General features: G+C 68.5%; 27 protein-coding genes. 9 read left to right on the forward strand and 18 right to left on the reverse strand.

Annotation, left to right across the window (positions count from 1 at the left end; genetic code table 11):
• Positions 1–133 precede the first annotated feature (133 nt).
• The 4 genes from L3i22_RS30255 to L3i22_RS30270 all read left to right on the forward strand — a co-directional run bounded on the left by L3i22_RS30255 (position 134) and on the right by L3i22_RS30270 (position 5307).
• The gene (locus L3i22_RS30255) at positions 134–778 is read left to right on the forward strand and encodes a hypothetical protein (protein WP_221320916.1); all 645 of its coding nucleotides are present in this window, start codon (positions 134–136) and stop codon (positions 776–778) included.
• Between the two features lie 1103 nt (positions 779–1881).
• Positions 1882–3339 carry a hypothetical protein gene (locus L3i22_RS30260; RefSeq protein WP_221320917.1) on the forward strand — a complete coding sequence of 486 codons (1458 nt, stop codon included), beginning with the start codon at positions 1882–1884 and terminating at the stop codon, positions 3337–3339.
• A 486-nt stretch (positions 3340–3825) separates the two neighbouring features.
• Positions 3826–4779: a zeta toxin family protein gene (locus tag L3i22_RS30265; RefSeq protein WP_221320918.1), complete on the forward strand. Its 954-nt coding sequence runs from the start codon at positions 3826–3828 to the stop codon at positions 4777–4779.
• 141 nt (positions 4780–4920) lie between these two features.
• A complete protein-coding gene (locus tag L3i22_RS30270; protein ID WP_221320919.1) occupies positions 4921–5307 on the forward strand; it encodes a hypothetical protein in 387 nt (128 codons plus the stop codon).
• 481 nt (positions 5308–5788) lie between these two features.
• On the opposite strand, the gene L3i22_RS30275 is transcribed toward L3i22_RS30270, so the two are convergent.
• A complete protein-coding gene (locus L3i22_RS30275; RefSeq protein WP_221320920.1) occupies positions 5789–5959 on the reverse strand; it encodes a hypothetical protein in 171 nt (56 codons plus the stop codon).
• A 1023-nt stretch (positions 5960–6982) separates the two neighbouring features.
• Here L3i22_RS30275 and L3i22_RS30280 point away from each other — a divergent pair.
• From L3i22_RS30280 to L3i22_RS30300, 5 genes are all read left to right on the forward strand, one after another.
• Positions 6983–7330 (forward strand): Lsr2 family protein, encoded by a 348-nt coding sequence (locus tag L3i22_RS30280; protein WP_221320921.1) that lies wholly within the window; start codon positions 6983–6985, stop codon positions 7328–7330.
• A 589-nt stretch (positions 7331–7919) separates the two neighbouring features.
• Entirely contained in the window at positions 7920–9164 is a 1245-nt protein-coding gene (locus L3i22_RS30285) for a transposase (protein ID WP_221320922.1), read from the forward strand.
• Positions 9165–9309: 145 nt separating this feature from the next.
• Positions 9310–9951, forward strand: a complete 642-nt coding sequence (locus L3i22_RS30290; RefSeq protein ID WP_221320923.1) for a hypothetical protein — start codon at positions 9310–9312, stop codon at positions 9949–9951.
• A gap of 212 nt (positions 9952–10163) precedes the next feature.
• Complete coding sequence (locus L3i22_RS30295; protein WP_221320924.1) at positions 10164–10625, forward strand: hypothetical protein; 462 nt, start codon at positions 10164–10166, stop codon at positions 10623–10625.
• Positions 10626–10947: 322 nt separating this feature from the next.
• Positions 10948–11508, forward strand: coding sequence for a hypothetical protein (locus L3i22_RS30300; protein ID WP_221320925.1), 561 nt, complete (start codon positions 10948–10950; stop codon positions 11506–11508).
• Between the two features lie 197 nt (positions 11509–11705).
• On the opposite strand, the gene L3i22_RS30305 is transcribed toward L3i22_RS30300, so the two are convergent.
• The 17 genes from L3i22_RS30305 to L3i22_RS30380 form a co-directional block, all read right to left on the reverse strand.
• Positions 11706–12473, reverse strand: a complete 768-nt coding sequence (locus tag L3i22_RS30305) for a carbon-nitrogen hydrolase family protein (RefSeq protein WP_221320926.1) — start codon at positions 12471–12473, stop codon at positions 11706–11708.
• 310 nt (positions 12474–12783) lie between these two features.
• On the reverse strand, positions 12784–13884 hold the full coding sequence (locus L3i22_RS30310) for a GNAT family N-acetyltransferase (RefSeq protein WP_221320927.1): 1101 nt from the start codon (positions 13882–13884) through the stop codon (positions 12784–12786).
• Positions 13877–14500, reverse strand: a complete 624-nt coding sequence (locus tag L3i22_RS53795) for an AAA family ATPase (RefSeq protein WP_255657268.1) — start codon at positions 14498–14500, stop codon at positions 13877–13879. Before L3i22_RS53795 ends, L3i22_RS30310 begins: the two co-directional genes overlap by 8 nt.
• A complete protein-coding gene (fxlM, locus tag L3i22_RS53800; RefSeq protein ID WP_255657269.1) occupies positions 14497–15732 on the reverse strand; it encodes a methyltransferase, FxLD system in 1236 nt (411 codons plus the stop codon). Before fxlM ends, L3i22_RS53795 begins: the two co-directional genes overlap by 4 nt.
• Positions 15733–15852: 120 nt before the next feature.
• The gene (locus L3i22_RS30320; protein ID WP_221320928.1) at positions 15853–16512 is read right to left on the reverse strand and encodes a DUF402 domain-containing protein; all 660 of its coding nucleotides are present in this window, start codon (positions 16510–16512) and stop codon (positions 15853–15855) included.
• A complete protein-coding gene (locus L3i22_RS30325) occupies positions 16509–17090 on the reverse strand; it encodes a hypothetical protein (protein WP_221320929.1) in 582 nt (193 codons plus the stop codon). Before L3i22_RS30325 ends, L3i22_RS30320 begins: the two co-directional genes overlap by 4 nt.
• A gap of 59 nt (positions 17091–17149) precedes the next feature.
• Positions 17150–17596: an NUDIX domain-containing protein gene (locus tag L3i22_RS30330; RefSeq protein ID WP_255657270.1), complete on the reverse strand. Its 447-nt coding sequence runs from the start codon at positions 17594–17596 to the stop codon at positions 17150–17152.
• Positions 17587–18654: a protein-L-isoaspartate O-methyltransferase gene (locus L3i22_RS30335; protein WP_221320930.1), complete on the reverse strand. Its 1068-nt coding sequence runs from the start codon at positions 18652–18654 to the stop codon at positions 17587–17589. The genes L3i22_RS30330 and L3i22_RS30335 overlap by 10 nt, the downstream gene beginning before the upstream one ends.
• Before the next feature lie 445 nt (positions 18655–19099).
• Positions 19100–19588: an NUDIX domain-containing protein gene (locus L3i22_RS30340; RefSeq protein WP_221320931.1), complete on the reverse strand. Its 489-nt coding sequence runs from the start codon at positions 19586–19588 to the stop codon at positions 19100–19102.
• A 36-nt stretch (positions 19589–19624) separates the two neighbouring features.
• Positions 19625–20281, reverse strand: coding sequence for a PolC-type DNA polymerase III (locus L3i22_RS30345; protein WP_221320932.1), 657 nt, complete (start codon positions 20279–20281; stop codon positions 19625–19627).
• Complete coding sequence (locus tag L3i22_RS30350; RefSeq protein WP_221320933.1) at positions 20278–20802, reverse strand: topology modulation protein; 525 nt, start codon at positions 20800–20802, stop codon at positions 20278–20280. Before L3i22_RS30350 ends, L3i22_RS30345 begins: the two co-directional genes overlap by 4 nt.
• Positions 20777–21610 carry a phosphotransferase gene (locus L3i22_RS30355; RefSeq protein WP_221320934.1) on the reverse strand — a complete coding sequence of 278 codons (834 nt, stop codon included), beginning with the start codon at positions 21608–21610 and terminating at the stop codon, positions 20777–20779. Before L3i22_RS30355 ends, L3i22_RS30350 begins: the two co-directional genes overlap by 26 nt.
• On the reverse strand, positions 21607–22905 hold the full coding sequence (locus L3i22_RS30360) for an MFS transporter (protein WP_221320935.1): 1299 nt from the start codon (positions 22903–22905) through the stop codon (positions 21607–21609). The genes L3i22_RS30355 and L3i22_RS30360 overlap by 4 nt, the downstream gene beginning before the upstream one ends.
• The gene (locus L3i22_RS30365) at positions 22902–23258 is read right to left on the reverse strand and encodes a hypothetical protein (protein ID WP_221320936.1); all 357 of its coding nucleotides are present in this window, start codon (positions 23256–23258) and stop codon (positions 22902–22904) included. The genes L3i22_RS30360 and L3i22_RS30365 overlap by 4 nt, the downstream gene beginning before the upstream one ends.
• 41 nt (positions 23259–23299) lie before the next feature.
• Positions 23300–23641, reverse strand: coding sequence for a hypothetical protein (locus tag L3i22_RS30370; RefSeq protein ID WP_221320937.1), 342 nt, complete (start codon positions 23639–23641; stop codon positions 23300–23302).
• The gene (locus L3i22_RS30375) at positions 23638–24456 is read right to left on the reverse strand and encodes a nucleotidyltransferase domain-containing protein (RefSeq protein ID WP_221320938.1); all 819 of its coding nucleotides are present in this window, start codon (positions 24454–24456) and stop codon (positions 23638–23640) included. Before L3i22_RS30375 ends, L3i22_RS30370 begins: the two co-directional genes overlap by 4 nt.
• Positions 24453–26306, reverse strand: coding sequence for an ABC transporter ATP-binding protein (locus tag L3i22_RS30380; RefSeq protein ID WP_221330227.1), 1854 nt, complete (start codon positions 26304–26306; stop codon positions 24453–24455). Before L3i22_RS30380 ends, L3i22_RS30375 begins: the two co-directional genes overlap by 4 nt.
• Between the last annotated feature and the right edge of the window lie 240 nt (positions 26307–26546).

Genomic DNA, 26546 nt, shown 5'->3' on the forward strand with positions numbered 1-26546 from the left:
GGGACTGCGGCACGATACATTAGGCAGCCGGTGCCACCAGGTTCTGGTCCGCCGCAGATTTGGGTAGCGTTCCGGTGCTGCCGGTGTTGCCGCGGCAGCGTGCGCCTGGTCGAGCAGCGATGACGGAGACACGGTGGAGATCAGAACCATCGGTGGGCAGGCCGCCATTGATCGCCGCGGCGTTGCCGAACGGCTCGGGCTGTCGGTCAGCACGGTCCGGATGCTTTCTACTCCCCTGCGGCGGGCTGTCACCGGTTTTCCTGAGCCGTTGCCCGAGCGGTTTGAGGACCGCGACTGGTTTTCGGTGGCCAGTGTCGATGCGTTCCAGGCTGTGCGGCCTGTCCCGGTCCGGCATCTACCGGCCGGTGATCCTGATGAACTCCTCGACGTCGCCGCGCTTGCGCAGTTGCGTGGTGTCGCTACAGCGACGATTTCCGCCTACGTCAAACTGTCGCTCAATGCGTGGGAGGACGGCCAGGACGGCTACCTGCCGTTTCCCGACGACATTGAGCCGGCCCGTCGCGGCAACACCTATCGGTGGACTCGCGCTCACGCGATCGGTTGGCTGGTGCCGGAGCGCCCGAGGCGTGGCGGCCGGACTCCGGGCCGAGCACCCACAGTGGCCGATCTCGAGGCCGTTTTGTCGCAGCCGGGCGGCCTGGGTTTGAAAAACCGGGACGTCGCCGCTGCGCTCAGTGCTCGCTTGGACGGTAGGCCCGTCAGTGTGCAGGTCGTGCAGCGGCTCAAGCGCCGCGCGCGAGGCCCTTCTGATGTCTGAAGGCTTGCGGTCGCGGTCCCACGCTGCGATCGCCGGCGAGAAGACCGCGTTTTAGGTTAGGCCGTCGATGCGTGGGCGAAGTGTCGCCGGTTTGGCATTGTCTTCGGTGTCCGGCTCGAGCGTCCGGGTGCAGGCCAACGGCGGGAACGCCCGCACTGGCCCGTCGCTTCGGCCGTCGGCGGGCAGATCTCGACGTCTGTCAGATGTGGGTCGGCTGTCAGTAGCGTCCCGAGAACGCCGTCGCATCCGGGAGGTGCTACCGGTAGCGCCTTGCCCGCGGTCGTCGGGGAATCGCGTGCAGTCGGTGTCGCGTGGAGCTTTGGTGGCTTTCCGGTTTTCAGGATTGTCGCCTCGCGAAAGTGTCGTAGTTGCAGGTCAGGGCGGTCGTAGCGTCGCTTGCTGCTGTCGTTTCTCCTAGCTGGTTTCGGTAGTGCTGGCGATCTGTCGTTTCCTTGCAGACGCTTTGGCATAGGTCGTTGGGTGGAGTGTGTTCCGTTGGCCTGTTGCCTGCGGTCTGACGCACGCCTGTGTCTATGTGTAGCTGCCTGTCGAGTCAGTCGATGGCTTCGCCGTGGGTGGCGCTATGACGGCGACAGTAGTAGCGGTGGCGGCCATCGCAGCGGGAAGACGACAGGCAACTGTCGGGCTCGACGATAGTGACGCGCGAGGCGGTGCAGCTGACGCTGATCTGGCGCCGACGCCTTATGGATGTTCGGCCCGGCCGCTGAGCCTGGCGGGTACATGCATACCCGGCGGGACCTGCAGTGCAAGAGCCAGTCCAGTGTGATCGTTTTGCTGTGCCGGTAGGGGCAGGGCTGATGCTGGTCGCTGCTACTGGTGACTAGCGAGCAGTCGCCGAACTTGGGGTCGCATCGCTTGGGAGGTGTGCGGTCGTCCACACACGACCCATAAGGGGTATCATTATATAGGCCCGCCTGACCTGGACGGAGGTACGTGCCCACATGACCAGCCGGCCCGACCCTGCCCACCGGGGCCCCGAAACCTCCGCATCAGTGCTGATGGGGCGCGGCCCCACGAGAGCCAAGTGAGCATTTATCTTGATGAATCGACGTGTCCGATCATGAGGGGGTGGACGAGCGGTGATGCCGCTTAACAGCGCGATCGCCAGCTATGGGGCCGTCCTCGTCCTGGCCGGCGGTCTGCTCGGCGTCCTCCTCCTGATCAGCTTCGGGATCTGGGCGAAGCGATCGGGCAAGCCGCTGCGCCCGATCGCGCTGTCCTTCAGCATGAACCTCGCGCTGCTGCTCAACGCCGAGGGCATGTGGGTGATCGCGACCGAACAGCTGCACCTGCCGAAGGTGTTCGCGGTGCTGGTCTTCGCGGTCTTCGAGATCTGCTTCCTGACCGCCACCTCGCTCGCCGCCGAGCAGTACCGCAACACCTCGGTGTACGACGAGGACGGCAAGATCGTCACGCCCGGCCACCCCGGGCCGATGCTCTGGATCGCCGCCCTGATCGCCGCGGTCTCCGGCATCATCGTCGCCAGCAACGCGGTCACCGGCACCGAGAAGCTGCTGCGTCTCGCCGTGCCCTGCGTGATCTTCCTGATGTGGTGGGCCGCGCTGACCGCGGCCGGGCAGCGCGTCCGTCACGGCCGGTTCGCGTACAGCCCGCGGCGTCTCGCCGAGCGCTGGGGCTGGCTGATCCCGGACGACGACCCGGACCTGGAGCGGATGGCGAACGAGCGCCAGATGCGCCGCATGGTGGTCAACCACCACCGGGTGAGCTCGGGCCGCTGGCCGAAGTCGTGGTGGCGCAGCCGGCTGCTGAAGGATGTGCAGATCGTCGGGGAGCCGGTCGTCGAGGATGTGCTTGCGCAGCTCGCTCGAATACAGCAGGTGGTGAGCTTATTGGAGCCGGGCGGTGTAGCTGCGGCCCTGCAACGTGCGCAGAGCAGAGCACCGTCGACGAAACAGCCGGTGAGCGCAGCGGGTGGACCGTACTTGGCGCCGGTATCGGGAGGCGGCAGCGATCCGCGCGTCCCGCAGCCCCCGGTTCTGCGAGGACGTCACCGCGCCATCGCCGGTTCCGCCGGTACAGCGTCGATCGCCATAGCGGCTGGAAATGTGCCGGCGGCCTCATCCGAGCCGATCCAACAGGTCAGAACCGTCCGGATGCCGGGATACAGCCCCGCTCGGGCACGGACCGTGGAGCCGGCACCGTCTGAGGCCGGCTCAACTGTGATGACGATGGCCCCGGCGAGGTCAGCCAGCAGCATGGCTTCGGAACCTATCGAGGGTCGGGACGAGCCTGCAGCTCACGGGTCCTCCGCGTCGGCATCCGTGCTATCGCAGGCACGGCGATCCACGACTGTTCCGGAGTCGGCAGTTGCGGCCCTGATGGCCCATCGTGACCGGGTCACGGCCGTTGTCCGGTCGGGCGAGATGGATGCCAAGTCGGAGAAGTGGAAACGGGCGGATGCGCGGGAGCTGTGCCGGGCGGCGCGTGCCGCCCAGGTGCGGCTTCTCGGTACCGAACTCGGCGCGCTGTATGGAAAGAACCCGCGGTGGGGGCAGCGGCGGATCGCTGACGTCAGCTGACTGCGCCGCGGGCACGACCGCCGCCAGCGGTAGAGGCGAGTAATAGGCCGGGCCGCGCCCCTGTAGTCGTGCGTTTGTCCGCTCCTGCTTGAGGCAGCCGCAGCGTTGCCAGTAGCGCCCGCATAGGTGCTTCACCCTCTCGAGCATGAATCCAGTTAGCGGACTCAAATCGGTATCTAGCAGTCATCCCGTGGTCGGTCCTGCCATGTTGTCGACCGACGACAGTCAGGACGCCCGGTGGGATCCTGATCGGGCCGGGGTTGAGTCGGCGTCCCACGAGATGATCAGCGTGGTTGTCGCCGCTCAAACAGCGGCAATGCGCCATTTCACGGCTGTCGGCGACACGCCCCGAGTGCGGGCGCTCGCCCAGCAGCGAGACGCCACTGCCCAACTACGCAGCAGCATCGTCGGTCTCAGCACCGGCGAGCTCACGGCGCTGATGAGGTCGCTTCGAGCTACGGCTGAACAGCTTCGAGCGGACACGGTATGACCGCCACGCTCAGCGAGGCCGGGTTCCGGCGGATCTTTGAGAACGACATCGTCGCGACCGAGTTCACGGCCCTCACCAGGAGCTCGCACCCCACGGCCGTGTTCGTCGGGGGCCCTCCGGGTTCGGGCGTGCATACCCTGGCCGCGGCGGTCGCTCAAAAGTTCCGGCAGGTCAGTGGCGCTGTCCCCGCAGTCATCAACCCCGCTTTCCTCGAGCCGTACCATCCCAATTTCGTTCTGCCTACGCCGTCGGGACGCGACATCGCACCCGATGTGCGGGCGGCGGGGCGCCGTTGGGCGCAGCTCGCCGTTGATACGGTGCAGCAGGCAGGCGCCGATGTCGTGCTCGAGATGCCGATGGACAACCCGCAGGCAGTGGCCGAGACGGCGGCGCGGTTCCGCGCCGCCGGCTACTACCTCGGGATGTCTTTGCTGTCGGTGCCGAAGGTGGTGAGCCAACTCGGGACATTCGCCGAGTTCCATTACCAGTTGGCCCACACACACGGCGGTCGGCTCGTCAGCGGCGCGGACCACGACAGCGCCTACGACGGGATGCTTGCCGTCGCTGAGCTCGTAGACCGTGACCACCTGGTCGACCAGGCGCAAATCCACGGCAGGACTGGTCTGGTCGCGGCTAACTACCTGACCGCTGACCGGGCCTGGCGGTGGCCGGACATCTCCATGGCGGATGCTGTTGGCGCCGAACGATCCCGCACCTGGCATCCGCAGGAACGGCAGCAGTTCACCGACCTGGCGCACCGGGTTGTTCGCGCCCTGGGCGACAGATGGCATCCAGAGCTACAGGCGATCACGGCCTCGGCTCCGATCCCGAAGCCAGCTGCGCAGGCATTCCCCCATGCCCGTTCCGGTTTCGGAGCTCAGGCCGCGAGGCAGCCAAGTACCGCACAGCCGGCGGCATCCCAGTCGACCGCAGCTCGGCATCGGCGTTAGACGCGGCCGCGTGGGCGCGACTCCGGGCTGCGCGGTGTACGCCACGCAGCCCGGCGACTCTCTGGGGTGAGGTGCCGGTTCGTGCTGCCACCGAAGATCCAACCCCCACGTAATATCCGTTTTATGGGCAAAACTATGTGGGTGGATCCTCGCAAGGTTGCTTCGGCTGCGGACATCTTCGGGTCGAAGACCCGGCCGGACACGATCGAGATGCAGGTTGATCACGTGTTCGAGTTGGCCGTATTCGCCAAGACGCTTGTTTACCTGTTGAGTGATAGCCCCGTCCGGGGGACGGTTCCGGCCAAGGCGGTGGAAGCATTGGCGCAGATGGACGGTTTCCGTCATTTCAAGGCTCTGTTGCCGACAGCGCTGGGTGCTCTTCTGACCGGCGAGAACGCGCGTCAAACTGTCGCGGTTGAGGCCGAGGACACCTGTTCCATCGTTGAGGCTTTACTGGTCAAGTCGGGACACTTTCGGCGTCCCGGCAAAGGCGTGTTTCTGGAGCGTGCTGACCAGCCGAGCGAGTGACCGGTCGCGAGCCGGGGTCCGCACACGAGGTTCACGGTGATGGTGTCGAGTCGTGGCCGGTGACGGTGTTGGCACCGTGTCCGGCCGCAACTCTTCGCGGGCGAGTGTCCGGCCGCGTCGCGGCGTTGGTGGCTTAACAGACGGGCGAGGCCGGCAAACCTCACTGGCAGAAACGATCACCGGCACGAGGGACACACCTCGATGGCAAACGGCAGTGGCCCACCCAGATCCGGTGCTTCAAGACCGCGAGGCGACGTAGACGTCGGTGCGCTTCTGGTTCGGCCGGTCACGACCTCGTGGCAGACGTGTTCCCGATCCAGCCACGCCGGCAGCTCCCGGCACAGGGTGCGGGCGACCTGACTGCTCTGGGCCACCGTCCGGCCTACCGCGATGTCCTGGATCAGCTCGCAGAACGGCACGGACTCGGTGATGTCTTCGATCGCCGCCGCCAGCGTGAGCAGATCTGGCTACGGTTCCCCGGCTAATCGGCCAGCGTATGCAGCAGGTCGTTCCACGATATGACCCGGACGGTCCGCCCGTCCCGGACGCCCCGCAGCAGCCGACCGTCGTTCGGCAGGTCCATGCCGAGCCGGCTCTCCGCTTGCCGGCCGAGCGCCCGCAGTAGCGGCTCGCGGATCACCAGCACCAGCACCAGCACCAGCGTCGCCGAGCTCAGGCACGACCTGTGCGCTCGCCTGATGTGGCGACTCCGCATCTGGGCCTGATCGGGTCGAGTTGCAGGTAGCGCAGCACAGCCGCTACTCCCCTGCTCCTCTATCGACCCGTGCTCGGAGGTCGCTCGACAGCAGCGGCTACGGCTACTCGAGACGGTGAAGATGCGTTTCGAGGTCGTCACCGGGTGAGCAACCTGGCGAAGACCTTCCGGATCAGGTCCTGCCTGAGTCTCGCCACCACGATCGCTTCGCTGGAGGTTCCGTGCCCGCCGTGTTCGCTGCCACCTGTCCCACGTACTGCACCCGTAAACACGACGAGGAGCCAGGCGAAGTGATTGTCCACGAAAGCACACCAGTCCTGATATCCCAGCTCTCTGCTCCAAGGCCCGGCCGTCCCTTGGCGTTGCAGGTATCCGAGGCCAGTGACGACCCCACGGTGCGACTACATCTGAATGCCTATGAGTTCGGCCTAGAAGCTGCCGAGACACTTCTGAGGGCGCTGACGGCGAAGGTTGAGCTAATGCGCGCTGCACAGAAGGGTCCGCAAAACGCTGCCGGACCTGACTCGAAATAAACCCCCGCCAAGGGTTTTCCCATCCCGCCGATCGTTCTCATGCGGTTCGTTCCATTCCCGGATGGCGTTGGCCGCCACCTACGGCACCACTTGATCCTGATGTGGAACGCACCCAGCCTGCGCCGGCGTCCAAGGTCGCAAGAACCGACGCCACCATCGAGCTGAATCTGACCTGCGCGGCGAAGGGCACAGCGGATACCCCTCTTCATCGAGGGTGTCTGACCTAACCGGCCAACAGCGCCCTTCGCTCTGCCGTTTCAGGGGCAGCGGTCGATCAACATACGCTCGTGTAGCTACGGGTGGGCGGTCGACCTGCCAGCGGCCCCATTAGTCAGTACTGAAAGTGTTCGCTATCATTGCCGGAAATACAATCATGCGGGTTTCTGTCATTCCCGATGACGCCCCGGGCCGAATGGGAGCTCACCTCATGGCAAAGCAGCAAGTCATCGTTCTCACCGACGACCTCGACGGCTCCACAGCGGATCGGACAGTTGAGTTCAGCCTCGATGGCGTCAGCTACACCATCGATCTGTCCGAGGGCAACGCCGGGAAGCTGCGTACGGCGCTCGACCCGTACATCAGCAACGGGAGCCGACAGGCGCGTGCCAGTCGGGTGACTCGGCGCGGGCAGGAGCCGATCCGCACGTTCACAAACCGTACGCCGCGGGACCAGAATCAGGCGATCCGTGAGTGGGCGAGGAGCAACGGTCACGAGTTGTCCAGCCGGGGCCGGATCCCCGCCAACGTGGTCGAGGCGTTCAACCAGGCGCACTGACCATCTGGGGCGGCATGACGCAGGCGCCACTTCAGACCCACCGGGGTATCTGAAGCGGCGCTGCCATGTGCAGTACTCGTCGACTCAACGCTTTCCGCATCGGCATCGATGAGAGCGGCGAGTAACACGTTCGCTTTACCCGGGCAGCGCAGACCGGCCAACAGGTTCATCTCCTTGTTGCGCGTCAGGGGTGTCCGGCAGCCCTGGCCTTGGTCGAGGCAGACCTGGCCACCAAACATCCAGCCTTCGTGTCCAGCTCTCGACCCGAAGCGGGTGGGCGGGTTGGCAGCGACAGCACTACGCCGGTAGAGTCCGCTGTCGATGCCAGCAGCGCCCTCCGGGAGCTGCCGAATTTGTTGCCATCACCTACCGAGCTGTCGGTGATGGTGCTCCTGTTCCCCACACGCGTGGGGGTGCTCGTTCCAGCAGCTGCCCGGAAATCGGAGAGAGCTGCCGCGCGGCGCATGCGCCCAACTGCTCAGCGTGAATCGCATCAGCAGTAGGCGGCCACCCGCGCGGTCGAATCTCAACCCTTTCCCTCGGCATGCCCGGCTGGAACCACCCACCATGCCAGGGAACCGGAGGACAGATGCAACGGCCACCCCGCTTTTTCTGCGGGATCGACTGGGCCAGCCAGGTCAACGACGTCGCCGTGATCGACACCCGCAGCGGCGCGGTTCAGCACCTGCGTATCGCCGCGACACCTGAGGGCGTAGCGGAGCTTCTCACCGTGCTCTCCGGTTTGCTGGCCAGCCACCAGCACTCCCGCAAACTCGTGCCGATAGCGATCGAAACGAATCAGGGCCTACTGGTGCATGCACTACGGGCCCGCGGCCAGACGATATTTCAGATTCCACCGACGGAGATGGCGCTCTACCGCCGCTACCGGTCGGTGACGAAAAAGAAAGCCGACCGGTCCGACGCCGTCTTGCTGGCGATGCTGCTGCACGAACGATGGGGCCAGCTCCAGCCCCTTCCCCAGACCAGCCCGGCAGCCGAGGCGATCACCGTCTTGACCCGCGCCCAGCATCAGGCTCAGCTGCTGCGCGAGAAGCTGCAGGCGAAACTGCGCAGGCTGCTGCACCAAGTCCATCCCGCCGCAGTCAACGCCTGGGAAGGCCGCGACTTCGGCCTGCGCCGGGCAGAGGCCCGGGCGGTGCTCGCCGCCGGGCCGACCGCGGAGGCCGCGCAACGACTGACTCAGTACCGGCTGACGAAGATTCTTGCCCCGGTGCGGCTGCGCCTGGTCGACGACGAGGCGTATCGGCTGCGAGATTTGTTCGCCGTACCCGTTTTGCGGCTACCCCGCGACATCGAGATAGCCTCCGCCGTTGAGGTACGGGCCCTGTTGAGCCAGTTCGACCACGCGTGCCAGAGCACCGACAAGCTCACCGCCCAGTTGAGCGAGGCCTTCCTGAACCACGAGCAGGCCGCGGTGTACCTGTCGTTTCCCGGCTGCGGCGCGCTCACCGGCGCCCGGCTCCTCGCGGAACTCGGCGACGACCCGAACCGGTTCGCCAGCCCGCGCGGCCTACGCGCCTACGCCGGTGTCGCCCCGCTGACCTGGTCCAGCGGCAAAAGCCGGCAGGTCACCCATCGCCACATCTGCAATCGCCGTCTCAAAGCCGTCTGCCACCAGTGGGCCTTCACGTCACTGACCCGCTCACCGGGAGCCCGAGCCCACTACGACCAACGCCGCGCAGCCGGCGACACCTACGCCGGCGCGCTGCGCCGCGTCGCCGGTCACCTCCTGTCCGGCCTGCACCACTGCCTGACCACCGGTGCCAGCTACGACGAACAGCAGGCGTTCCCGCTCCGAGAAAACCCCGCCTAACGGCGCTCTGCGGAGGCCGGGACGGTGACCGGAGATGCCTGAAAGCATCCCGAGCCACGAGCTCTGACGTGGGAGCGGCACCCGGTCATCGTCCCGACTCCCGCGACATCGCCAGCACCCGCCACCCGAGAGGAGAACACCCAATATGACCACCGAACCGGCTGCCCCCGAGGCGACCACCGAGGACCTCATCAGCTACCTCAGCGATCCTCGCCACCCCAACATGCGCAGCATCAGCGAGCTCATCCCCGCCGACCACTACGACAGGCCGATCACCGCACTGATCCGCTCGGCGATCACCGGCGACGACGGCCGGACCGCCGCCTGCGCCCGCCTCGCCTACCGGTGGGGCATCACCCTGATCCGGCAGCGCACGGACGCGCAGCCCACGACTGCCACCGCGGTCTACTGCGGCGGCATCCGCCTCGCCGGCTACCTCGGCGCCCATGCCGTCGCCGGATACAGCGCGAGCCATCCCGAAACCAGCGGCAACGACACGTTGCAGCACCACATCAGGGCGATCATCGACGAGCTCGGCCAGCCCGCCTGCGACGACACCAACCTGCTCTCCATCGGATTGCAGCTGCGCAGACACATCATGTTCTGCCGCTACACCGGCCCTGACCTGCAGGCCCTCACCGACCTCTCCCGTGTCGGGTCGACGGACGCAGCGAGCAGGCCCGCTGCGATCGGGCACCTGGCCTGGCAGCTCACACGCAATCTTCCCGGGCGTGGGTACGGCGACCTCATCCGTGACGCCGTGCAGGCGGCGCCGCTGCCAGTGTGACAACGAGAATCCAGGTGGCTGCTGACTGAGGCGGAGCCGGCACCTCGCCGCAGCGGTACCGGAGGCTACTGACTACGCCCGCCGCTCGGGCGTCTATCGGTCGCCGGCAATGCCTGGCCCGGGGAAGGGCTTACTGGCTACGCTCGGGCTGCGAGACGACGGCCGCCAGGGGGATGGACGTGCGACACGGACTCGATACCCAGGGAAACCCGGTGGAGCAGGCGCTGCGGCGGCAAGGGCGGGTGGCGCACCAGCGCGACCAGATACGCCGGGTGGCCGGTCTTGCAGTATGGCCGAGCGCGCTGGTCGGCGCCGTTCTGCTCCCGCATCGACAAGGCTCTGGTGGCCTGGATGCGGCCGCGTCCTGGGTATTGCTGATACTCGCGTTCGGGTTACTGCTTGCCACCAGCGGGTGGTGGATGGCTCGCCAGCTCACGCCGCGGATCCCACCCTGGCCGTGCTCGCGCCGCGCCGCGCGCGTAGGCGCGGCGAACACCCTCCTGGTGGCGAGCATCGTCGCTGTCGCGCTCTGGCGGACCGCGCAACTCGCCGGCCTGATCTTCTGGACCCTGACGGTCGGGGCGCTGGTGCTGATGGGGATTCGCGAGCGGGAGCTCTGCCGGCAGTTCGAGCAGCGGGGACACGAGATCCTCGTACTCGTCGGCTACCGCTGACAGGTCGAGGCTGTGCAAGGCACGATGCAGTCGAGCCAGGAGATTGCGATTGCGCTGCTCTCAGATTGGGTCGACAGCGCCAACGACCTTCAGACATGGTTCCAAGAAATTCAAGCGAGCTACCCCGCCGATCAAATCAGACGCTAGCTCCTCACAGCGGCTGTCACCCGACGGCTCGACATCCTCGGACGTCGCGAAATTAACTGGCAGACTGAGCAGTAATGGGAAGTGCCCGTGCCCAGGCGCGGCGAGATCAGCCGGCCCATCGACCAGTTCGTCGAGCACAGCCGGGCAGATCAGTGGTGTCGCGGATCCCGTAGTCGTGGTCGAGCAACTCCACGCGCGTATCGCGATGATCGTGGATCAGATGAGGCGCTCACCGCAGACAGTGACACTCAGCTACATCGGCGACGATGGGGGCACGGAGGTGGCGGCCGCGATGATGGTGAGGATTCAAGAAAGAGAAAGGCCGGCCAGCCGGCGTGAAGCCCTGTCGCTGCGCGTTGCGGGCCGGATTCAAGCAGCACTCGCCCAGGTGATCTTGTTCGCCGAAATCAACAGTGATCAGCAGAAACCCCAACCGGCACTCGACCTGGCGCAAGCAGGGGAGGCCATCTCCGGGCTCGGCTTAGCGGTCATGAACATGGCACCGGGCACCGAGTACGTCACCATCGGCGCCGACATCGCTGCCTTGGCCAGAGACACCTTGCAAGTCCTGCGTGACCAGGTCCGCACAGGAGTGTGGACATCGTGTCCCTGCGGCGAAGACCATGGCCAAGCTGAAGCGGACGCCCAAGTGCTGTCCGCCGTGTCCGCTGACCTTCTGTTCCTTCCGTCAGCTGCGGAACCAGCCGTCCAAACGCTAATTCCGGTCCGCCCGTAGCGCGGCGCGCCGGGAGCGACGCCGCACGGTGGTGCTAGCCGACAGGCAGCTGGTCGGCAAACCGGAGATACGAACCGTCCGGGCGTAGCGGGAGTTGTCCGTTCGGATATCGCAGTGTGTGGACTACTCCGGCTCTGCCAGCCAGGTCGAAGCCTGTTGCTTGGTGAGGCCGCTCGTCGGTGACAAAGCGCCCGAGCTCATCTCGAGACGATCGGGATGTCGGCCACGACGATGCCGGTTGTCATCAGCGGCACCTGGGCAACGATGTCGCCCTGCGGTGACATGATGCTGGTAGGGCCGTAGGCGATGCGGTCTGCGCGGGCGCCGGTGACGTCGGAGGACACCAGCCACATGCCGGTCTCGCGGGCTCGTTCGGCGCGCATGCTGTGGTGCAGGTCCTTGAACCGGATAGCGGCTGGGCGGCGCATCATGTTCTGCGCCGCGACCAGCAGCAGTGTCGCTCCCTGCGCTGCGATCATGGCGGCCGGCTCCGGGAACTGCGTGTCGGAGCATATGTTTACGCCGTACCGCGCGCCATGCAGCACGAAGGTCGGGTAGTCCTCACCGGGGGTGAACACCGATTCGCCGGGTAGGAGCCGGGTCTTGCGGTAGCGGCCGACGAGGCGTCCGCGGTCGACGACGACGGCGGTGTTGAAGTACCTGCCGTTGTCGGTCTCGATGACCCCGAAGACCAGGACCTGCTCGACGGGCGCGAGGCGGCGCAACACCGCGGCGAATCCTGATGAATTCAGCCGGAGGGCGTACCGGGAGACGTGGTCGTCATCGGCGAGGTATCCCTGAAGGAAGCATTCCGGGAAGAGCAGCAGGTCCGTGCCGCGGCCGTTGTCTTGGGCTGAGAACTGCTCGATGCAGTCGAGCGCGGCGTCGGGATCGCCCAGGATCTCCGGCGTTTGGCAGGCGCCCACCCGAACGACACCAGCAGGCTTTTCACGTCGGTCAGCCACAGTCCGCCTGTGCCTCGATCATCCGACAATCCCCTCGTCCACGGCGCCTCGTTGCCTGCAACGACAGCCGAGCCCGTCTCATCCAAGGTACCGCCGCGATGCTGGCCGAGGCGGGCCGGCGAACAGGTGCGTTTGACCCAGCAGATCGCGTTAATCACCTGTCGGTGATCACACCGACGCCGGCCCTGAACCGGCTGGGCCGGCAGCAACGGTGCTAGCACAGCCCGTTCCTGGTTCGTCAGATTCCGCGCGCCACACCCGATCCAACGATCGACATGCAGGATCATCACGATGATTTAAGAGACGGAATCTAGCTGACGCCGATCCGCCCCGCCAGGTCGCGCAGCGCGGCCGGGGTAGGCGTCGGCGCGTACAGCAGGGTCGCGACCAGGTCACGCACGCTGGCCCTGGCCACGTCCTCCGGCGCGTGACGTTCCGCAGCCAGCAGGGCATGAGCGGCCCGGTCTGGCCGGCCGTGGCGGTGCCACGCGCGAGCGGTGTCGACCAGGTAGCGGCCGTGACGTTCGGCGGTCGGCAGACGGGCCGGGTTGACGGCGGCGGCGTGCTCCAGCGCCTTGCCGGTGTCGTCGAGCGTGGTGTGCACGCTGATCCGGTACATGGCGACGGTGGTCGGGCTGAACGGATGAACGCCGGAACCCACGTGGTCGCCGAGCAGGCGGGCGGCGGCGGCCGCCTCGGTCAGGTACGTGTCGGCATTGGTGGCGTCGCCGGCCTGGGCGCTGGTGTAGGCGGCGGTGCACAGCAGGGTGCCGTACGCAGCGACGGTGCCCGGCGCCGGGTCGGCGTAGGACAGGTCGAGCTGGGCGGCGGTGCCGACGAGCAGATTATGCGCGGCGGTGTGGTGCCCGTCGCGGCGCATGGTGATCGCCAGCACGTGCGTGGCTGCGGTCAACGCGGCATCGTCGCCGGCGGTGACCGCTTCAGATCGTGCCCGATCAGCCATCGCCAGGGCGATCGCGTCATCACCTTGTTTGGTGGCCAGCGACGAAGCGACGGCGTAGGCGCGCGACAGCAGGGTCGAGGTGGCCTCACGGCGGCCGCCGGCGAGCCCTCTGCAGGTGAAGCCGTCGCGGAGCTGGTAGGAGATCTCCCACGGCCCGCGTTTGCGGGCGAGGCTGCCGCTGCCAGCGACGTCGCCGGTCGCCCGTTCGACGATCACGAACTGCCCCGGCTGGCCGGTTACCTTTTGTCGGGCGCTGGCGGCCGCGGTGTCCGGGTCGGCGGGGCCGCCGAGGTACCGGCGCACCCGTGCGTCGGTGGCCATCTCGATCAGAGCGGGTTCGTCGCCGGGAGCCGGCGACCTGATCAGGACCCGTTCGCCCTCCAAGACCAGGCGCGGCCACTCGGGCAGCAACTCATCGCGGGCCGGTTCGCGGGGCGGATCAGCCATGGTCGGCCGGCTGGTCGGCATCGGCGGGTGGGGTTGCGGCGTTGCGCTTCTCGGCGCAGCGGGGGCAGCGGGTGGGGCACGGGGTCAGGGGTGTGGCTTTGCCCAGGCCGCTGGTCTGCAGGATCGTCGTGACGGCCTCGTCGAAGCCGGTGCTCTCGGCGATTTCGTGTTCCCCGTCGACGCCGAGCAGGTCGCCCGGCGCGTACCATCCGCGCATCTGGTCCGTCGCGGCGATCGGCTCGGCACGGTTCAGGTGGCGGCGTACCGTCTCGTCGAACGACACGTCGAAGTAGTAGACGGCGCTCGGCCCGGGATGCTCGGCGATGAGCCGGCGCAGGATCGGGCCGTGGCCGGCGCTGTCCAGGATCCCTTCGAGGACGACGTGATAGCCGGCGTCGAGCGCGGCGCGCGTGGTCGCGGCGATGAACGCCGGTGCGACCGGCTGCATCCGGTTGCCGCCGTGTTCTCTGAGTAGGACCCGGCGCAGGTAGTCCTGCTCGATCAGTGCGGTTCCGCGGCCTGCTCGTCGGCGGACCTCGCGGGCGGTGGTGGTCTTTCCCGAGCCGGAGTTGCCGCGGATCACGACGAGCGTCGGGTGTTTCGGGGCGGTGGTCACTGTGGGCCTGCCGGTGCGGGCCAGGTGACGGCGATCGTGGTGTGCCGGCGCGGGACCAGCAGCCGCAGCTGGTCGCCGTCGGGTAGGGGTGTGCCGGTGGGGTGCACGGTGATGTCCGGGGCCGGGCGGTGGCGGTAGTCGCGGTCCCAGGCCGTGAGTAGGTCGATCAGGTCGCTGGTGAGGGTGTCGGCGCCGGGTCCGAAGCCGTGGGCGCCGAACTGCCAGCGGTTGTCGCCGGTTGTGCGCATGGTCAGGTAGGCGAGGCTGTCGGTGCTCAGCAGGGTGGGGCAGGTGAATTTGTCTTGTGGCTCGAGCAGGCCGGCGGTGCGCTCGCGGTCGACGATGAGGGTGCCGAACGGGCGGGGCTGGCTGGCCAGCCACAGGTGCAGGCCCTCGAAGGAGGTGCCTTCCTGCCCGGTGATGGTGACCGGTGACCACACGTCGGCCCGGGGCCGGTCCAGGGCCGCGGTCAGCGCGGCGGCGTCCACCTCGGTCGGGTCGTCGAGGCGCAGCACGGCGGCGTCGCCGCGCAGGAGGATCCGGCGGGTCAGATCGCGGCCGGCGCCTTGCATCGGCACGAATCCGCATTGCAGCGCTGCGGTCGCGGTGAGGTGATCGCCGCGGCGGCGCAGGGTGAGAGCTCGGGTGATGCCGCGCATCCGCAGCGGCATGACGATGACACCGGCGGGTCCGAGTTGTTCGATGATCGCGGGTGGGATGTCGGCGGCTTCGACGGTGATGATGATCGCGTCGTAGGGGGCGCCGGGCTGGTGGCCGTGTTCGCCGTCGCCGTGCACGACCTGGACGTGCGGATAGCCGGCCCGGTCCAGGTACGCTCGGGCTGCGCTGGTGACGTCGGCGTCGATGTCAAGGGTGACGACATGCCCCTGCGGGCCGGCGAGCTCGGCGATCAGGGCGGCGTTGTAGCCGCCGGAGCCGATCTCCAGGACCCGTGAGCCCGGCCGCAGCCTGGCCTCGGCCAGCATGAAAACCTGTAGCCACGGGGCCGACACGGAACTCATCGTCTTGCCGTCCAGGCCGCGTTTTGTGGCGACGGTCGTGTCCTCGTACGCCTCGGCTGCGGTGACGGTGTCGGGGACGAACAGGTGCCGCGGCACTTTACGCACCGCTGCTTCGATCGCGGGTGTCCGGATCCAATTCTTCGCGACCAACTTGGTCGCCAGCCTGTCTCGTAGCTGCTCGGGCGACATGTCCTCAACGACAGAATCCATTGGCACTGTCCTCTCCATAGGTGCCCGGTCCGGGCCGATACATGCGGGGCTGCGCGGTCAGGGCAGGCGATCTCGGCGGCGGTCGCCAGCCGGGCACGGCTTTGTGGTCAGGCTCGCGGGTCACCAGGCGACGTGGTCCAGCACACGCGGTGGCAGCACGGGCAGGGACCAGTCGTCCGGGACTCGCCACTGCGACCAGTCTTCGGCCAGCGGCCCGTCACCGGATTCAGCGAGCGCCACGGCGCGCTTCCGGGCTGCCCGCACGCGCTCGTCGTCGGCGTCCGAGATCAATCCAAGGGTTCGGGCCTGGGCGTACTCGTCCGCGTCCTTCCACCGCCATCTCCCGGCGATCGGGTCGACCATGAGATCCAGCAGGAGATCACAGGTGTCGATGCCGATCGGCGTGCGGGTGACCGGCCGCTCGAAGTTGATCTTCCATTGGGTCGGGCCGCCGTCGACAGGTAGATACGCCTGGAGGCTGAGGTCGGGGTCGAGGCCGATCCAGGTCACGACCGCCGTGTCCCGCCACACCCACTGGCCGAGTTCCCACGTCCCAGCGGCCAGGTCGGCTACCGCCTGCGGGCGGGATCGACTGTTGCCGTCGGTCAACCATTGGATCCAGGTGGTCAGTGCGTAGCCGACGGTGCCGGGCCAGCTGACGAGCACGAGTTTGTGTCCGTCGTCGTGCAGCACGCGGTGGGCGGCGGCGGTCCACACGCGGCCGTTGAGCACGTCGCGGCGTACCACGGTCGTGCCGACACCGAAGAGTGGCGAGGTCATCGGGGGTTCTCCGTTTCGCCGGTGGATGGCTGGCTGGCCCGGCCCTGGCTGGTGGGCTGGTCGCGGCTCGCGGTGGTGTCGAGCCACTGGTCGACGATCGCACTGACGTGTTTGCACAGGTCGTCGCGGTCGTCGGCGGAGTTGTCGATGCTCCAGTGGGGCCGGATGGTGTGGAAGCCCCAGCCGTCGGCGCTGTCGGCGACGATCGTGATGTCGGCGCGGGCAGTGAGGCGCCGGCGCCGGACGTCGTCGTCGCACCGGACGCCCAGGAAGCAGAAACCGTCAGCGACCAGGCGCGGGTAGTCCACGGCGGTGTCGCGCAGGTCGTCGTTGATGACGACGTCGGCGCAGCAGGCACGCGTCCGGGTGAGGAAGTCGTCGGCGAGGAAGTCCGGGTTGATCCGCCGCAGCTGGGTAGCGAGCACCCGCAGCAACTCGTTGTCGTGAGTCCACAGGTCGACGTCGCGGCCGGCGCTCGCGTAGAGGTGCTGCTGGAGCCGATACAGCGGCAGCGCGATCTTGATGATCTGCATGGTCATGCCGCGGCCGTGCAGGTCCTCGGCGATCAGCCGGCTCACGGTTGATTTCCCGGAGCCCGCGGTGCCGTACACGCAGAGTCGAAGTGTCGGCACCATGGCTATCGCGGCCAGCTGAGCTCGCTGTACGCCAGGCCTGCACGGTAGTCGGTGAGGGCCTGCCGCGCGTAGGGAATCATCGGCGTCGGCAGGTCGTCCAGGTGGTGCCACTGCCACCCGGCGCATTTGTCCGGCTCGGTGTTGGCCGGTTCGCCGGTCCAGGTGGTGACCTGGAAGAACAGGGCGATGCGGCTGGACTCGGTGAGGTGGTGCAGCACGTGCACAAGCCGGGCGTTGCCGGGTTCGATGGTGATGCCCAGTTCTTCGCGGGCTTCCCGGATCAGCGTGGTGAGTGCCGGCTCATGGTCCTCGCCGTGACCGGCCAGCAGATGCCAGCACCCGTCGGCCCAGCCCGTATTGATCCGCTGGCCGAGCAGGATGTCATCGCCACGGCGCAGGATCAGGTGCACATCCACCTGAGCGCGCTGGCGGCCATTCGTCATCGCCATTCGCTGATTTTCCTCGTGTCGTGTCGTGGGGCGGTGGGTGGCAGCGCGTGCAAGTCCCAGCCGGGCAGGCCGGCGCCGTCATACGGCACCAGGCGGGTGGAGAACCCGTCGGGCGCGGGGCGGCCGGCCTGTTCCCACCGCGTGAGCCAGGCCCGCAGCACCGCCATGGACACCGAGCCGGGGCTATCGGCGATGACGGTCGCATCGGTCAAGATCACGGCCGCCGACGTGGCGGTGGTGTGGCCGATCCCGCGGATCTCGTTGCGGAGTGAGACCAGGCTCAGGCTCGGGTCGGCCAGGGCTGCGGTGAAGGCGCTCCAGGACCGCCAGTCCGCTTCCAAATCGCGGTAGGTCTCGGTGTGTCCGGGGTGCAGGAGCTGGTTGAGGCCCGAACGGGCGCCGCTGCCGTCAGGGTCGTCGGCGCGCCAGCCGATGGCGATCCAGGACGGATCCGGTTGGGGGTCGCAGTAGTCGACCCAGCGGCCGGGAACGGTCACGGCGTCGTCCACCGCGGTCGGGGTGCTCTGGGCGTAAATGCCACCGGTGACGGCCTGCACCTGCGGCTGGCCGGCGGCGACGGTGATGGTCGTGATCAGGGTGATGGAGGGCAGGCGTGCAATCGGCAGGCAAACAACGATCCGCCCACCGTCCACGACCTGGTCAACCAAGGCTCGGGGCAGCCGCGGCGGCGTGCACCACACGACAACACGGTCGAAAGGTGCCGCCGGGGGAAAGCCTTCGTGGCCGTCGGCGACGTAGCAGTCGACCCCGGTGACCCCGCGTTCGGCGTGAATCGCTCGCGCCCGGTCGATGAGCTCGTCGCTGATGTCGATGCTCGTGACCCGCCCGGACGGCCCGCACAGCTGGGTAAGGAGGGCGCCGCTGTATCCGGAGCCGGTGCCGATCTCCAAAACGCAGTGCCCGGCCTGAACCTGTAGGGAGGTAACTTCGCGCTGGATCCACTCGGGTACGGAGCGGTGGACGGTCTCTCCATAGCGCTCGTGATGGGTATAGGCAGCAGCGGGTACGGCGCCGAAAACGTCATCGAGGTCGGTCATGGCTCCTCCAAGTGCGCAGGGGAGACGGCTGGTTAGCGGCAGGTGCGGTCTTGCTGCGGGGATCGATAGCCCGTCTGTGGTGGGAAATTCGTTGATCCGGGCCTCTGGGCCGTCGCGATCGGGTCTCATCCCGCGCGACGTCCGGGGCGGGCAGAGCGGGGCCCGGGTGCGGAGGGAGACTCGCTGCCCTGCTCGCTGGACGAGCCGAGCGCCAACGTAGCGGGCGGACCGGGCGCCATGCCGCCGTGAGCATCGTGAAATGTGAGGACCGGGCTGCCAACACGACCCTCGACGGCGCGGGCCACGCGGATCGGTACGGTTTGCCACGGTGGCCGGGTAATGAACAAAGCCGTCACGGTGCTCCTTCACGGCGGCGAACAATCAGATGCGGTGACGACTGTGAAGAGGTGTCAGCGCAGCCACAGGGGATCCCCACGATTGGCCACTATTGCCAGCCGCTGAGCTGCAGAAATGTTCCGGTCCGCCACACCTCGATGGCGGCGACCGTGTACGGATAGGTGTTCTCCGGGATGGCGTCGAGCCCGACCCACCGGATCTCAGCGCACTTGTGCGGCTCCCGGTTGACCGGTTCGCCGTGGCGATCGGGGTCGTAGGCCACGGAGAAGATCACCCCGATCCGCCCGTGCCAGGCGTTGCGGTGATGCACCACGCCGGCCAACTGCAGCTCGTCCGGCTCGAACCGGATCCCGATTTCCTCAGCCGCTTCCCGCCGGACCGCGGTGACGACGTCCTCGCCGTGCTCCATCTTGCCGCTCGGGAGATTCCACTGATGGTCGGCGTAGCCCGTGCCGTCCCGCATCCCCAGCAACACCGTGTCGCCGTCGTGAAGCAGCAGGAAGACGTCCACCGGATGCTGGGGCGGGACCGGGTGCTGGGGCGGGGCAGTCGGCTCGGGTTGGTGGGTGGTGCTCAACGTCGTCTCCTCCGGGGGTGCACAAGGCGGGCGTGGTCAGAACAGGGCATCTTGGGCAGGAGCGGCGCCGCCGGGTGGTGGCAGGCCGGCCAGCTGCTTGAGCTGGCTCAGCCGTGACCACCCGTGCCGGGTGGCGCCGTCGGTGAGCAGCCGCTGCAGCAGCGCGGCGGTGACCAGGGCGTCGGGCAGCGCCCGGTGCCGTCCGGCCGGCACCGGTATGCGAGTGTGGGCCAGCAGCGCGTCGAGGCTGTACGAGGCGAGGCCGGGGTAGGCGTGCTGGGCCAGGCGACGGGTGCACAGCATCGGCGCCGCTGCCAGGGTGGGGCAGGCAGTGGCGTATCGGGCGAGGATGTTGGCCTCGGTCGAGGCGTGATGGGCGACCGCCACGTACGGCGGCTCGCGCAGGCTGGTGTCGAGTTCGGCGAGCACGATGCCGGCCGGTGGCCGGTCGGCGACCATCTCCGCGGTGATGCCGACCTGCCGGGCGGTGACCGGCGCGTGCGCGGGCGGGCGCATCAGCGCCGCGAACCGGCCGACCTCCGCCAGGACAGCGCCTGCCGGGCGCAGCACTACTGCACCGACTTCGATCGGCTCTGCTGGGTAACCCTTCGGCGTACAGCCCTCAAAGTCGACCACGACGAACGTGCTGGTCCTGAAGGCCGGATCGGCGGCGTAGGCGCGAAGATCGATCACCGGGCACCCCTACCGCGGTGGTAAGCCATTACGTCCAGATACAGGTTCGCCTGCTCCCGCCTGGTCAGGTGGACGACCACCGCGCCGCGGAAATGGTCGCTGATGCACGCCTGGACCCGCGGCAGGTGGTCCCGCCGATACCGCCATCCGACATACCAGAGGAAAGATCCGTTAATACGATCAAAAACGCCGTCGGGGTGCCGACCGCCGCGGTAGCGCAGCCGGCGCTGCAGGATCCCGAGCAGGCAGACCAGCGGGTGCGGGTCGACCACGATCACCGTGTCGGCCCTGGCGAGCCGGATCGGCATCGACGCTAGCGAGTTCCCTTCGACGATCCAGCTCTCGCCCGCAACAATCGCCTGCTGCTGGTCGGCGAAGGTGTTCTCGGCGACCGTGGTGCCGTCCTCGGCGTAGCGCAGGTCATCGAGATGCGTAACCGGGATCCCCAAGACGGCGCCGAGCCGGTTGGCCAGCACGGTCTTGCCCGCGCCCCCGTTACCGACGATCGCGATCCGCTGCACGCGGCGACCTCCTCCCGGCAAGGTGACCGGCGGCGCCGAGCAGACGGTCACGGTCGGCCAGGACGTAATCGGCGGCCCGCCGGTAGCCGGCGGCATGGTCCTCGTCGCGGTGCACCGCGAACGCGGGATCGCCGGCGTGGACCCGGTCGTCGATGTGCGCGGCCATCCCCAGCAGGCGCAGCACCGCGAAGTCAACGACCTGTTCGGGGCGGACGCCGCGCCCGTAGGAGTCGGTGAGCAGCCGCAGCCGGCCAGCACGGTCGGGCTCGGTGCCCCAGCCGAAACCGGCCAGCCCGTCCGGCGGGTGCAGCGGAATCCAGTGGTGGGCGGCGTAGGCGAGATCCCAGACGCGGTTCGACGGGCCGGCGAGGTCCCAGTCGATGATGCCGACCACGGTCGTGCCGTCGAAGACCAGATTCCATGGGGTCAGGTCGTGGTGGCCGATGCAGTCGATGACGGCGGGCACGGCCGGCTCCAGGCGGTGCCAGCGGCCCGGCCGCGGCGCGACGAAACCCTGCGTGGCGTCGTGCATATCCCGGATCACGCGGACGACCTCGACAAGGGTGTCGTCGCTGCGCAGCTCGGCGGTCAGCAGCGGATAGCCGGTGTCACCCGGCAGGTGACTCAGGATCTCCCGGGTCCCGTCCGCCGTGGTGCCGAGCCTGCGTGGCGCGAGCTGGAAGCCGACCTGCGCGAAATGATCGAGGAGCGCGTGCACGTTCTGCGCGCCGGGCCCCATCAACCGCTCGACAGCCTCACCGCGCCGGATCGGCCGGGCGAACCGGCCGCGCAGCATCGGATCGGTCATAACGCTTCCTCCGACGACGGCAGTACTCCGGGACTGGTGCCGGCCGCCGGGCGGGTGGCCGGCCAGGCGCGCCAGGGCAGGATGACGACGGTGGCCAGCAACACGGCGGCCAGCGCGAGCAGCGCGGTCCGGGCGCCGAAAACCGCGGCAGCCAACCCGCCTGCGGCGATCATGACCGGTTGGGCGATCTTGCTGCTGACCGCCCACGCGGCGGCGACCCGGGCGAGGTAGCCGTCGGCGGTGGCCTGCATCCGGTACGTCGCGAACGCCGGATTGAACACCCCGGCGGCAAACAGCAGCGCCGTGTCCGCGCCGACGATCATGGCCAGCCCCGCCGTCGTGCCGGGCGCGAGCGGGATGAAGCCCATCCACAGGCAGCGGCCCGCGCCACCGACCAGCAGGACCCGCATCAGCCCGGCGCGGGCGATGATCCGCGGCGCCACCAGCGAGCCGAGCACCCCAGCCGCGCACGGCAGCCCGAGAGCCAGGCCGTATGCGGCCGGCGTGAACCCGAGGTCGCGCAGCATCAGCACAGCGATCAGCGGAGTCGAACCGACAATGCACCCACCGAAGATCAGCGAGTGCGCGAACAGCCGACGCAGGACCGGGTGGGCGGCGATGTGCCGCCAGCCCGCGGTCATATCGGCCATCGAGTGCCGGCCCTTCGCCGGGCCGACCGCCTCCGGTTCACGGTGCCGTATCCGGGCCAGGGACAGGCCGGAGGCCGCGAAGCTAACCGCGTCGACCACGACCGCGGCCAACGGGCCGAACCCGGAGACCAGCAGACCGCCCGTTGGCGGGCCGGCGGTGCTGGCCGTCCACATGGTCGTCTCCCACCGGCTGTTGACCAGCGCCAGCCGGTTCGAGGGCACCAGGTGCTTGAGGAACGCGGTGCTGGCTGCCGACGACGCGATCGTCCCGACTGTCTGCGCGGCGGCCACCACGCACAGCTGCCCGAACGTCAGCTTCCCCAGCCACGCCGCGACCGGCACGCTGACCAACGTCGCGCACCTCAGCACGTCCGCGCTGATCATGGTCGGTCGTTTGCGGTGGAACTCGACCCACGGCCCGAGCGGCATGATCGTCACTGCGGCGGCGACACCGGCCACCGCGGACAGCAGCGACACCTGCCAGTCGGAGGCGTCCAGGACCAGGATCGCGACCAGGGGCAGCGCGCCCGCGCCGACACCGCTGCCGGCCTGCGACACCGCGTACGCCGTCCACGCCTGCCGTACCGTGTCCCGGGCAGCTGGCGCCGGATGGAGGTCGGTGCTGGCGGCGGGTTCGACGGTCACCGCGGCGAACGTCCGGCCGGCGGGTCGTGCGGTGCGTCGATGAGGCCCAGCGCGACGTGGTTCGCGTAATGCGCGGCGATGCCCGCCCGCACGTCGTCGACGAGGTCGTAGTGCACGGCGATCCCGAGCGCGGTCCGCAGCACGTCCTCGATCTCTTTCCCCATCTTCGCCGGGTCGAACCGTCCGAGCTTGGCGACCTTGACCCCAGTTCCTTCGGCGTGGTTGACCTGAGGGGCGAGTTCACCGGCTTCCTCCAGCAACCGGGCCAGCCGCTCGAACGGGCCGTTGTGGTCCGGGAACCGGCGGGTCCGCGCGTGCACCTTCGCGACCAGCTGCGCGAACGTGTCAGGCATCCGCTCCTGCCGGGCCTCGCGGGGCAGTTGTGCCGCGCCGGTCACGCCGCGCCCGCCTGGTTGCCCGCTGGTGTCTGGTGAGCGAGTTCCGCCCGGTACGCGGCGGCCTTCGCCGCGCAGGCGGCGACCGCTTGGCGCGGGTCCATGCCCATGCTCGCGATCGCGGTGAGGCTGGTGAACACGACATCGGCGAGTTTCCCGACCGCGTTATCGACGGTGTGGGTCGTTCCCTTGCGCGGATTACTGCCCAGCAAACCCAGCCGTGCCTCGACGACCTCGCCGATCTTCTTGACGCGGCAGGACAGCTCCAGCTCGCTGGTGCCGTTGCGATCGTCGGGCAGCTCCCGCCACCGCTGCGCCTCCGCGAAGATCTCGTCCGTCATGATCGATCCCTTTCTGCCGCAGATGCAGGCGCCGGCGATGTGGTGGGGCCGAGCAGGTCTGGCCCGTTGTTTTTCGTCGCTGCCAGGGGCAGGGCCGTCACAGCGTCGGCGAGCGCGATCAGCCGCTCGGCCGCGATGACGGCCGCTGCCAGGTCCGGGCGCGCTTGTGTATCGACGGCGTCGGCGAGCCGGCTGCGCAGCGCGGCGCCGTTCGATGCTTTGGGAATGCCGAGCTGTGCGCAGATGCTGGCCAGGCGCGCGTGGTCGCTGCGGGCCAGGTACTTCGCGGCCAGTTGCAGGAGCATCAGGGTTGTCTCGGGTGCTGTGGGGTCACTGCCGCGGGTGTCGCTGCTGGGGTGCCGGTCCAGCAGCGCGATGAACCCGAGGTCCGCGCGCCGCCGTTGCTCAGCGGCGAACAGGAGCAGGCCATCGGCGGGATGAGCGGCGGTTGCCGCCGGCCACAGATACAGGTCCACGAGCACCGGCAGGCCAGCTAGTTCCAGGCACACGGCCAGGTAGGCGCCCCCGGCGGGGGCGTTGCGCGGTTTAGGACGGGCGAACAGCCTCCGGCCCGGTAGGCCCAACCCGGCGAAGACGTCGGACGGCGGGGGTTGCGTGACGGCCACGATCAGGTCGATGTCGCTGAGCGCATCGGCGTCGCCGCGACCCAGCGACCCGAACAGCCACGCCGCGACGGCCAGAGGGTGGGATCGCAGCCGGGTCACCGCCGTGCCGAGCCAGTCCGCGCGGGCCTCGGCAAGAGCAGCGAGCATCGCCGTGGCCGCTGGGGTGGTGTCGTCGCCGCCGGGATTCATGACGCCACGCCGGAGCTGGTGTAGCCGGCTGCCTGCAGCGAGAACAGCTCTCTATATCGGCCGCCGGCCGCGATCAGCTCGGCGTGAGTGCCCTGCTCGACGAGCCGGCCGCCGTGCATGACGAAGATCCGGTCCGCGTGCACGACGTTGGCGAGCCGGTGCGTGATCAGGATGGTGGTGCGCTGCCCTTGCCGGCTGCGGATGGCTTGGAAGAGGGTGTCCTCGGCGCGCGGGTCGAGCGCGGACGACGGCTCGTCCATGATCAGCAGGTCGGCGTCGCGGAGAAAGCCGCGGGCGGCGGTGATGCGCTGCCACTGGCCGCCGGACAAATCCTGGCCGTCCTTGAACGTGCGGTCCAGCAGCGTCTCGTACCCTTTGGGCAGGTCCTGGATCATGGTGTGGGCGGCGGCCATCGCCGCCGCCGCCTCGATCCGAGTCTGCTCGGCAGGAGTGTTGATGTCGCCCAGCGCGATGTTGGTGGCGGCGGTGAACGGCCACTTGTGGTGCTCCTGCAGCACCACCGAGATGCGGGCGCTGAGCGCGATGCTGTCCCAGGCGGTCAGGGGCCGGCCGTTCCACAGGATGGCTCCCGCGCTGGGTGTGCGCAGGCCGGCAATCATCGCGGCGAGCGTCGACTTGCCGGAGCCGTTCTCACCGACGAAGGCCACCGTCTGGCCGGCCCGGATGCTCAGCGTGACGTCGTCAACGGCGGGCGCTTCCCGATCGGGATAGCGGTGCGCCACGCTCCGGATCTCCAGCTCGCGCAAGTCCTCCGGCCGGGCGGCAGGCTCCTCGTGCCGCTCAGGCAGGTAGGACGTTGCCCGGTCGAGGAACCGGATGTATTCGTTGAAGTGCTGGCCCTCGGCGAAAACATGGTCAGCTTGGAAGGTCACCTGCGTCAGGGCGCGCTGGGCCGCCTGGACGGCGACCACGCAGGTGGCCGCTGCCGCAAGGGGGATGCGTCCGTCGAGCAGCAGGACACCCAGCAGCACGTACACGCCGGCGGAGGCGATGCCGCTGACAATCGCGCCGATGCTGGTCGTGGTGGTGACCCGGCGGGCCAGAGCCAGATCGATTTCCGTTTGGGCGCCCATCACCTGGTCGTACTGGCCCAGTAGGAAGTCGCGCAGCCCGTACGAGCGCAGTTCGGAGGCGGAGACGCGTTCGGCCATCAGCTTGTGCAGCACCCACAGTCGGCGCCGGCGGGCGGACCCTTGCAGGTAGGTCTGGAATCGCTCGTGCCCGGCCCGTAGCGCCGCGTACGCATTCGGGGTGGTCGCCAGCAGCAGCGCCAGCAGCAGCAGCGGATGGATGACGATCACAGCAATCGCGACGGCGAGGAAGCTGACGATCCCGGCGAGCAGGTTCATCACGCCTTTGATCAGGTCGATCACCGACTCGGTGCCGCGCGAGGCGCGTTCCATGCTGTCGGCAAAGTCGTCCTGGTCGAAAGAGTCGAGCTGCACGGCGGTCGTGGTCTCGAACAGCCGCCGCTCGGCCTGCTGGTTGATCCGCGGAGTGAGCCCGTTGAGGGCGTACCCGGTGGCGATGCCGAGCCCGCCGCGGACCGCAATCGAGGCGGCCAGCCAGGCGAGTGCGGGGAGCGCGGCCTCGACCCGGGCCGGGGTCGGGCCGGACGCGAACAGTTCGATCAGCACCCGTTGCGTGGCCAGCAGCCCGAAGGTGGCCATCGCGCCGGCCGTCAGCGTCGTGCCCGCTACGGTCGCGGTCCGCATCCGGTCGGCGCGCCAGCTGATCCGCAACGCCTCGGCGATCAGCTTCGGCATTTCGGCGAAGACGCCCAGCATCCCGGCGTCGATGCGCGCCCGCATGCCCTGCTCCCACCACATCGGCCGCAGCTCGGGCAGGACGGATTCGCGCGCAGCCGCGCTGCGCTGTGACGGGAGATCGCTGTGCGGGGCTTCGGTCTCGGGTGCACTCACTCGATCAGCTCTCCTCGAAGTCGTGGGCGAGGCCGCCCGGTGGGAATGGAGGGGGCTGCGACGTCAAGCCAAAGCGGTCACGTTCAACGGGTACCGGACCGCGGGTGTGGCGCGGTGCCGGACGCGCGACTGACTCCGCCGATCCGG

Origin of the sequence: Actinoplanes sp. L3-i22 (assembly GCF_019704555.1) — a bacterium.
Taxonomy (GTDB): Bacteria; Actinomycetota; Actinomycetes; order Mycobacteriales; family Micromonosporaceae; genus Actinoplanes.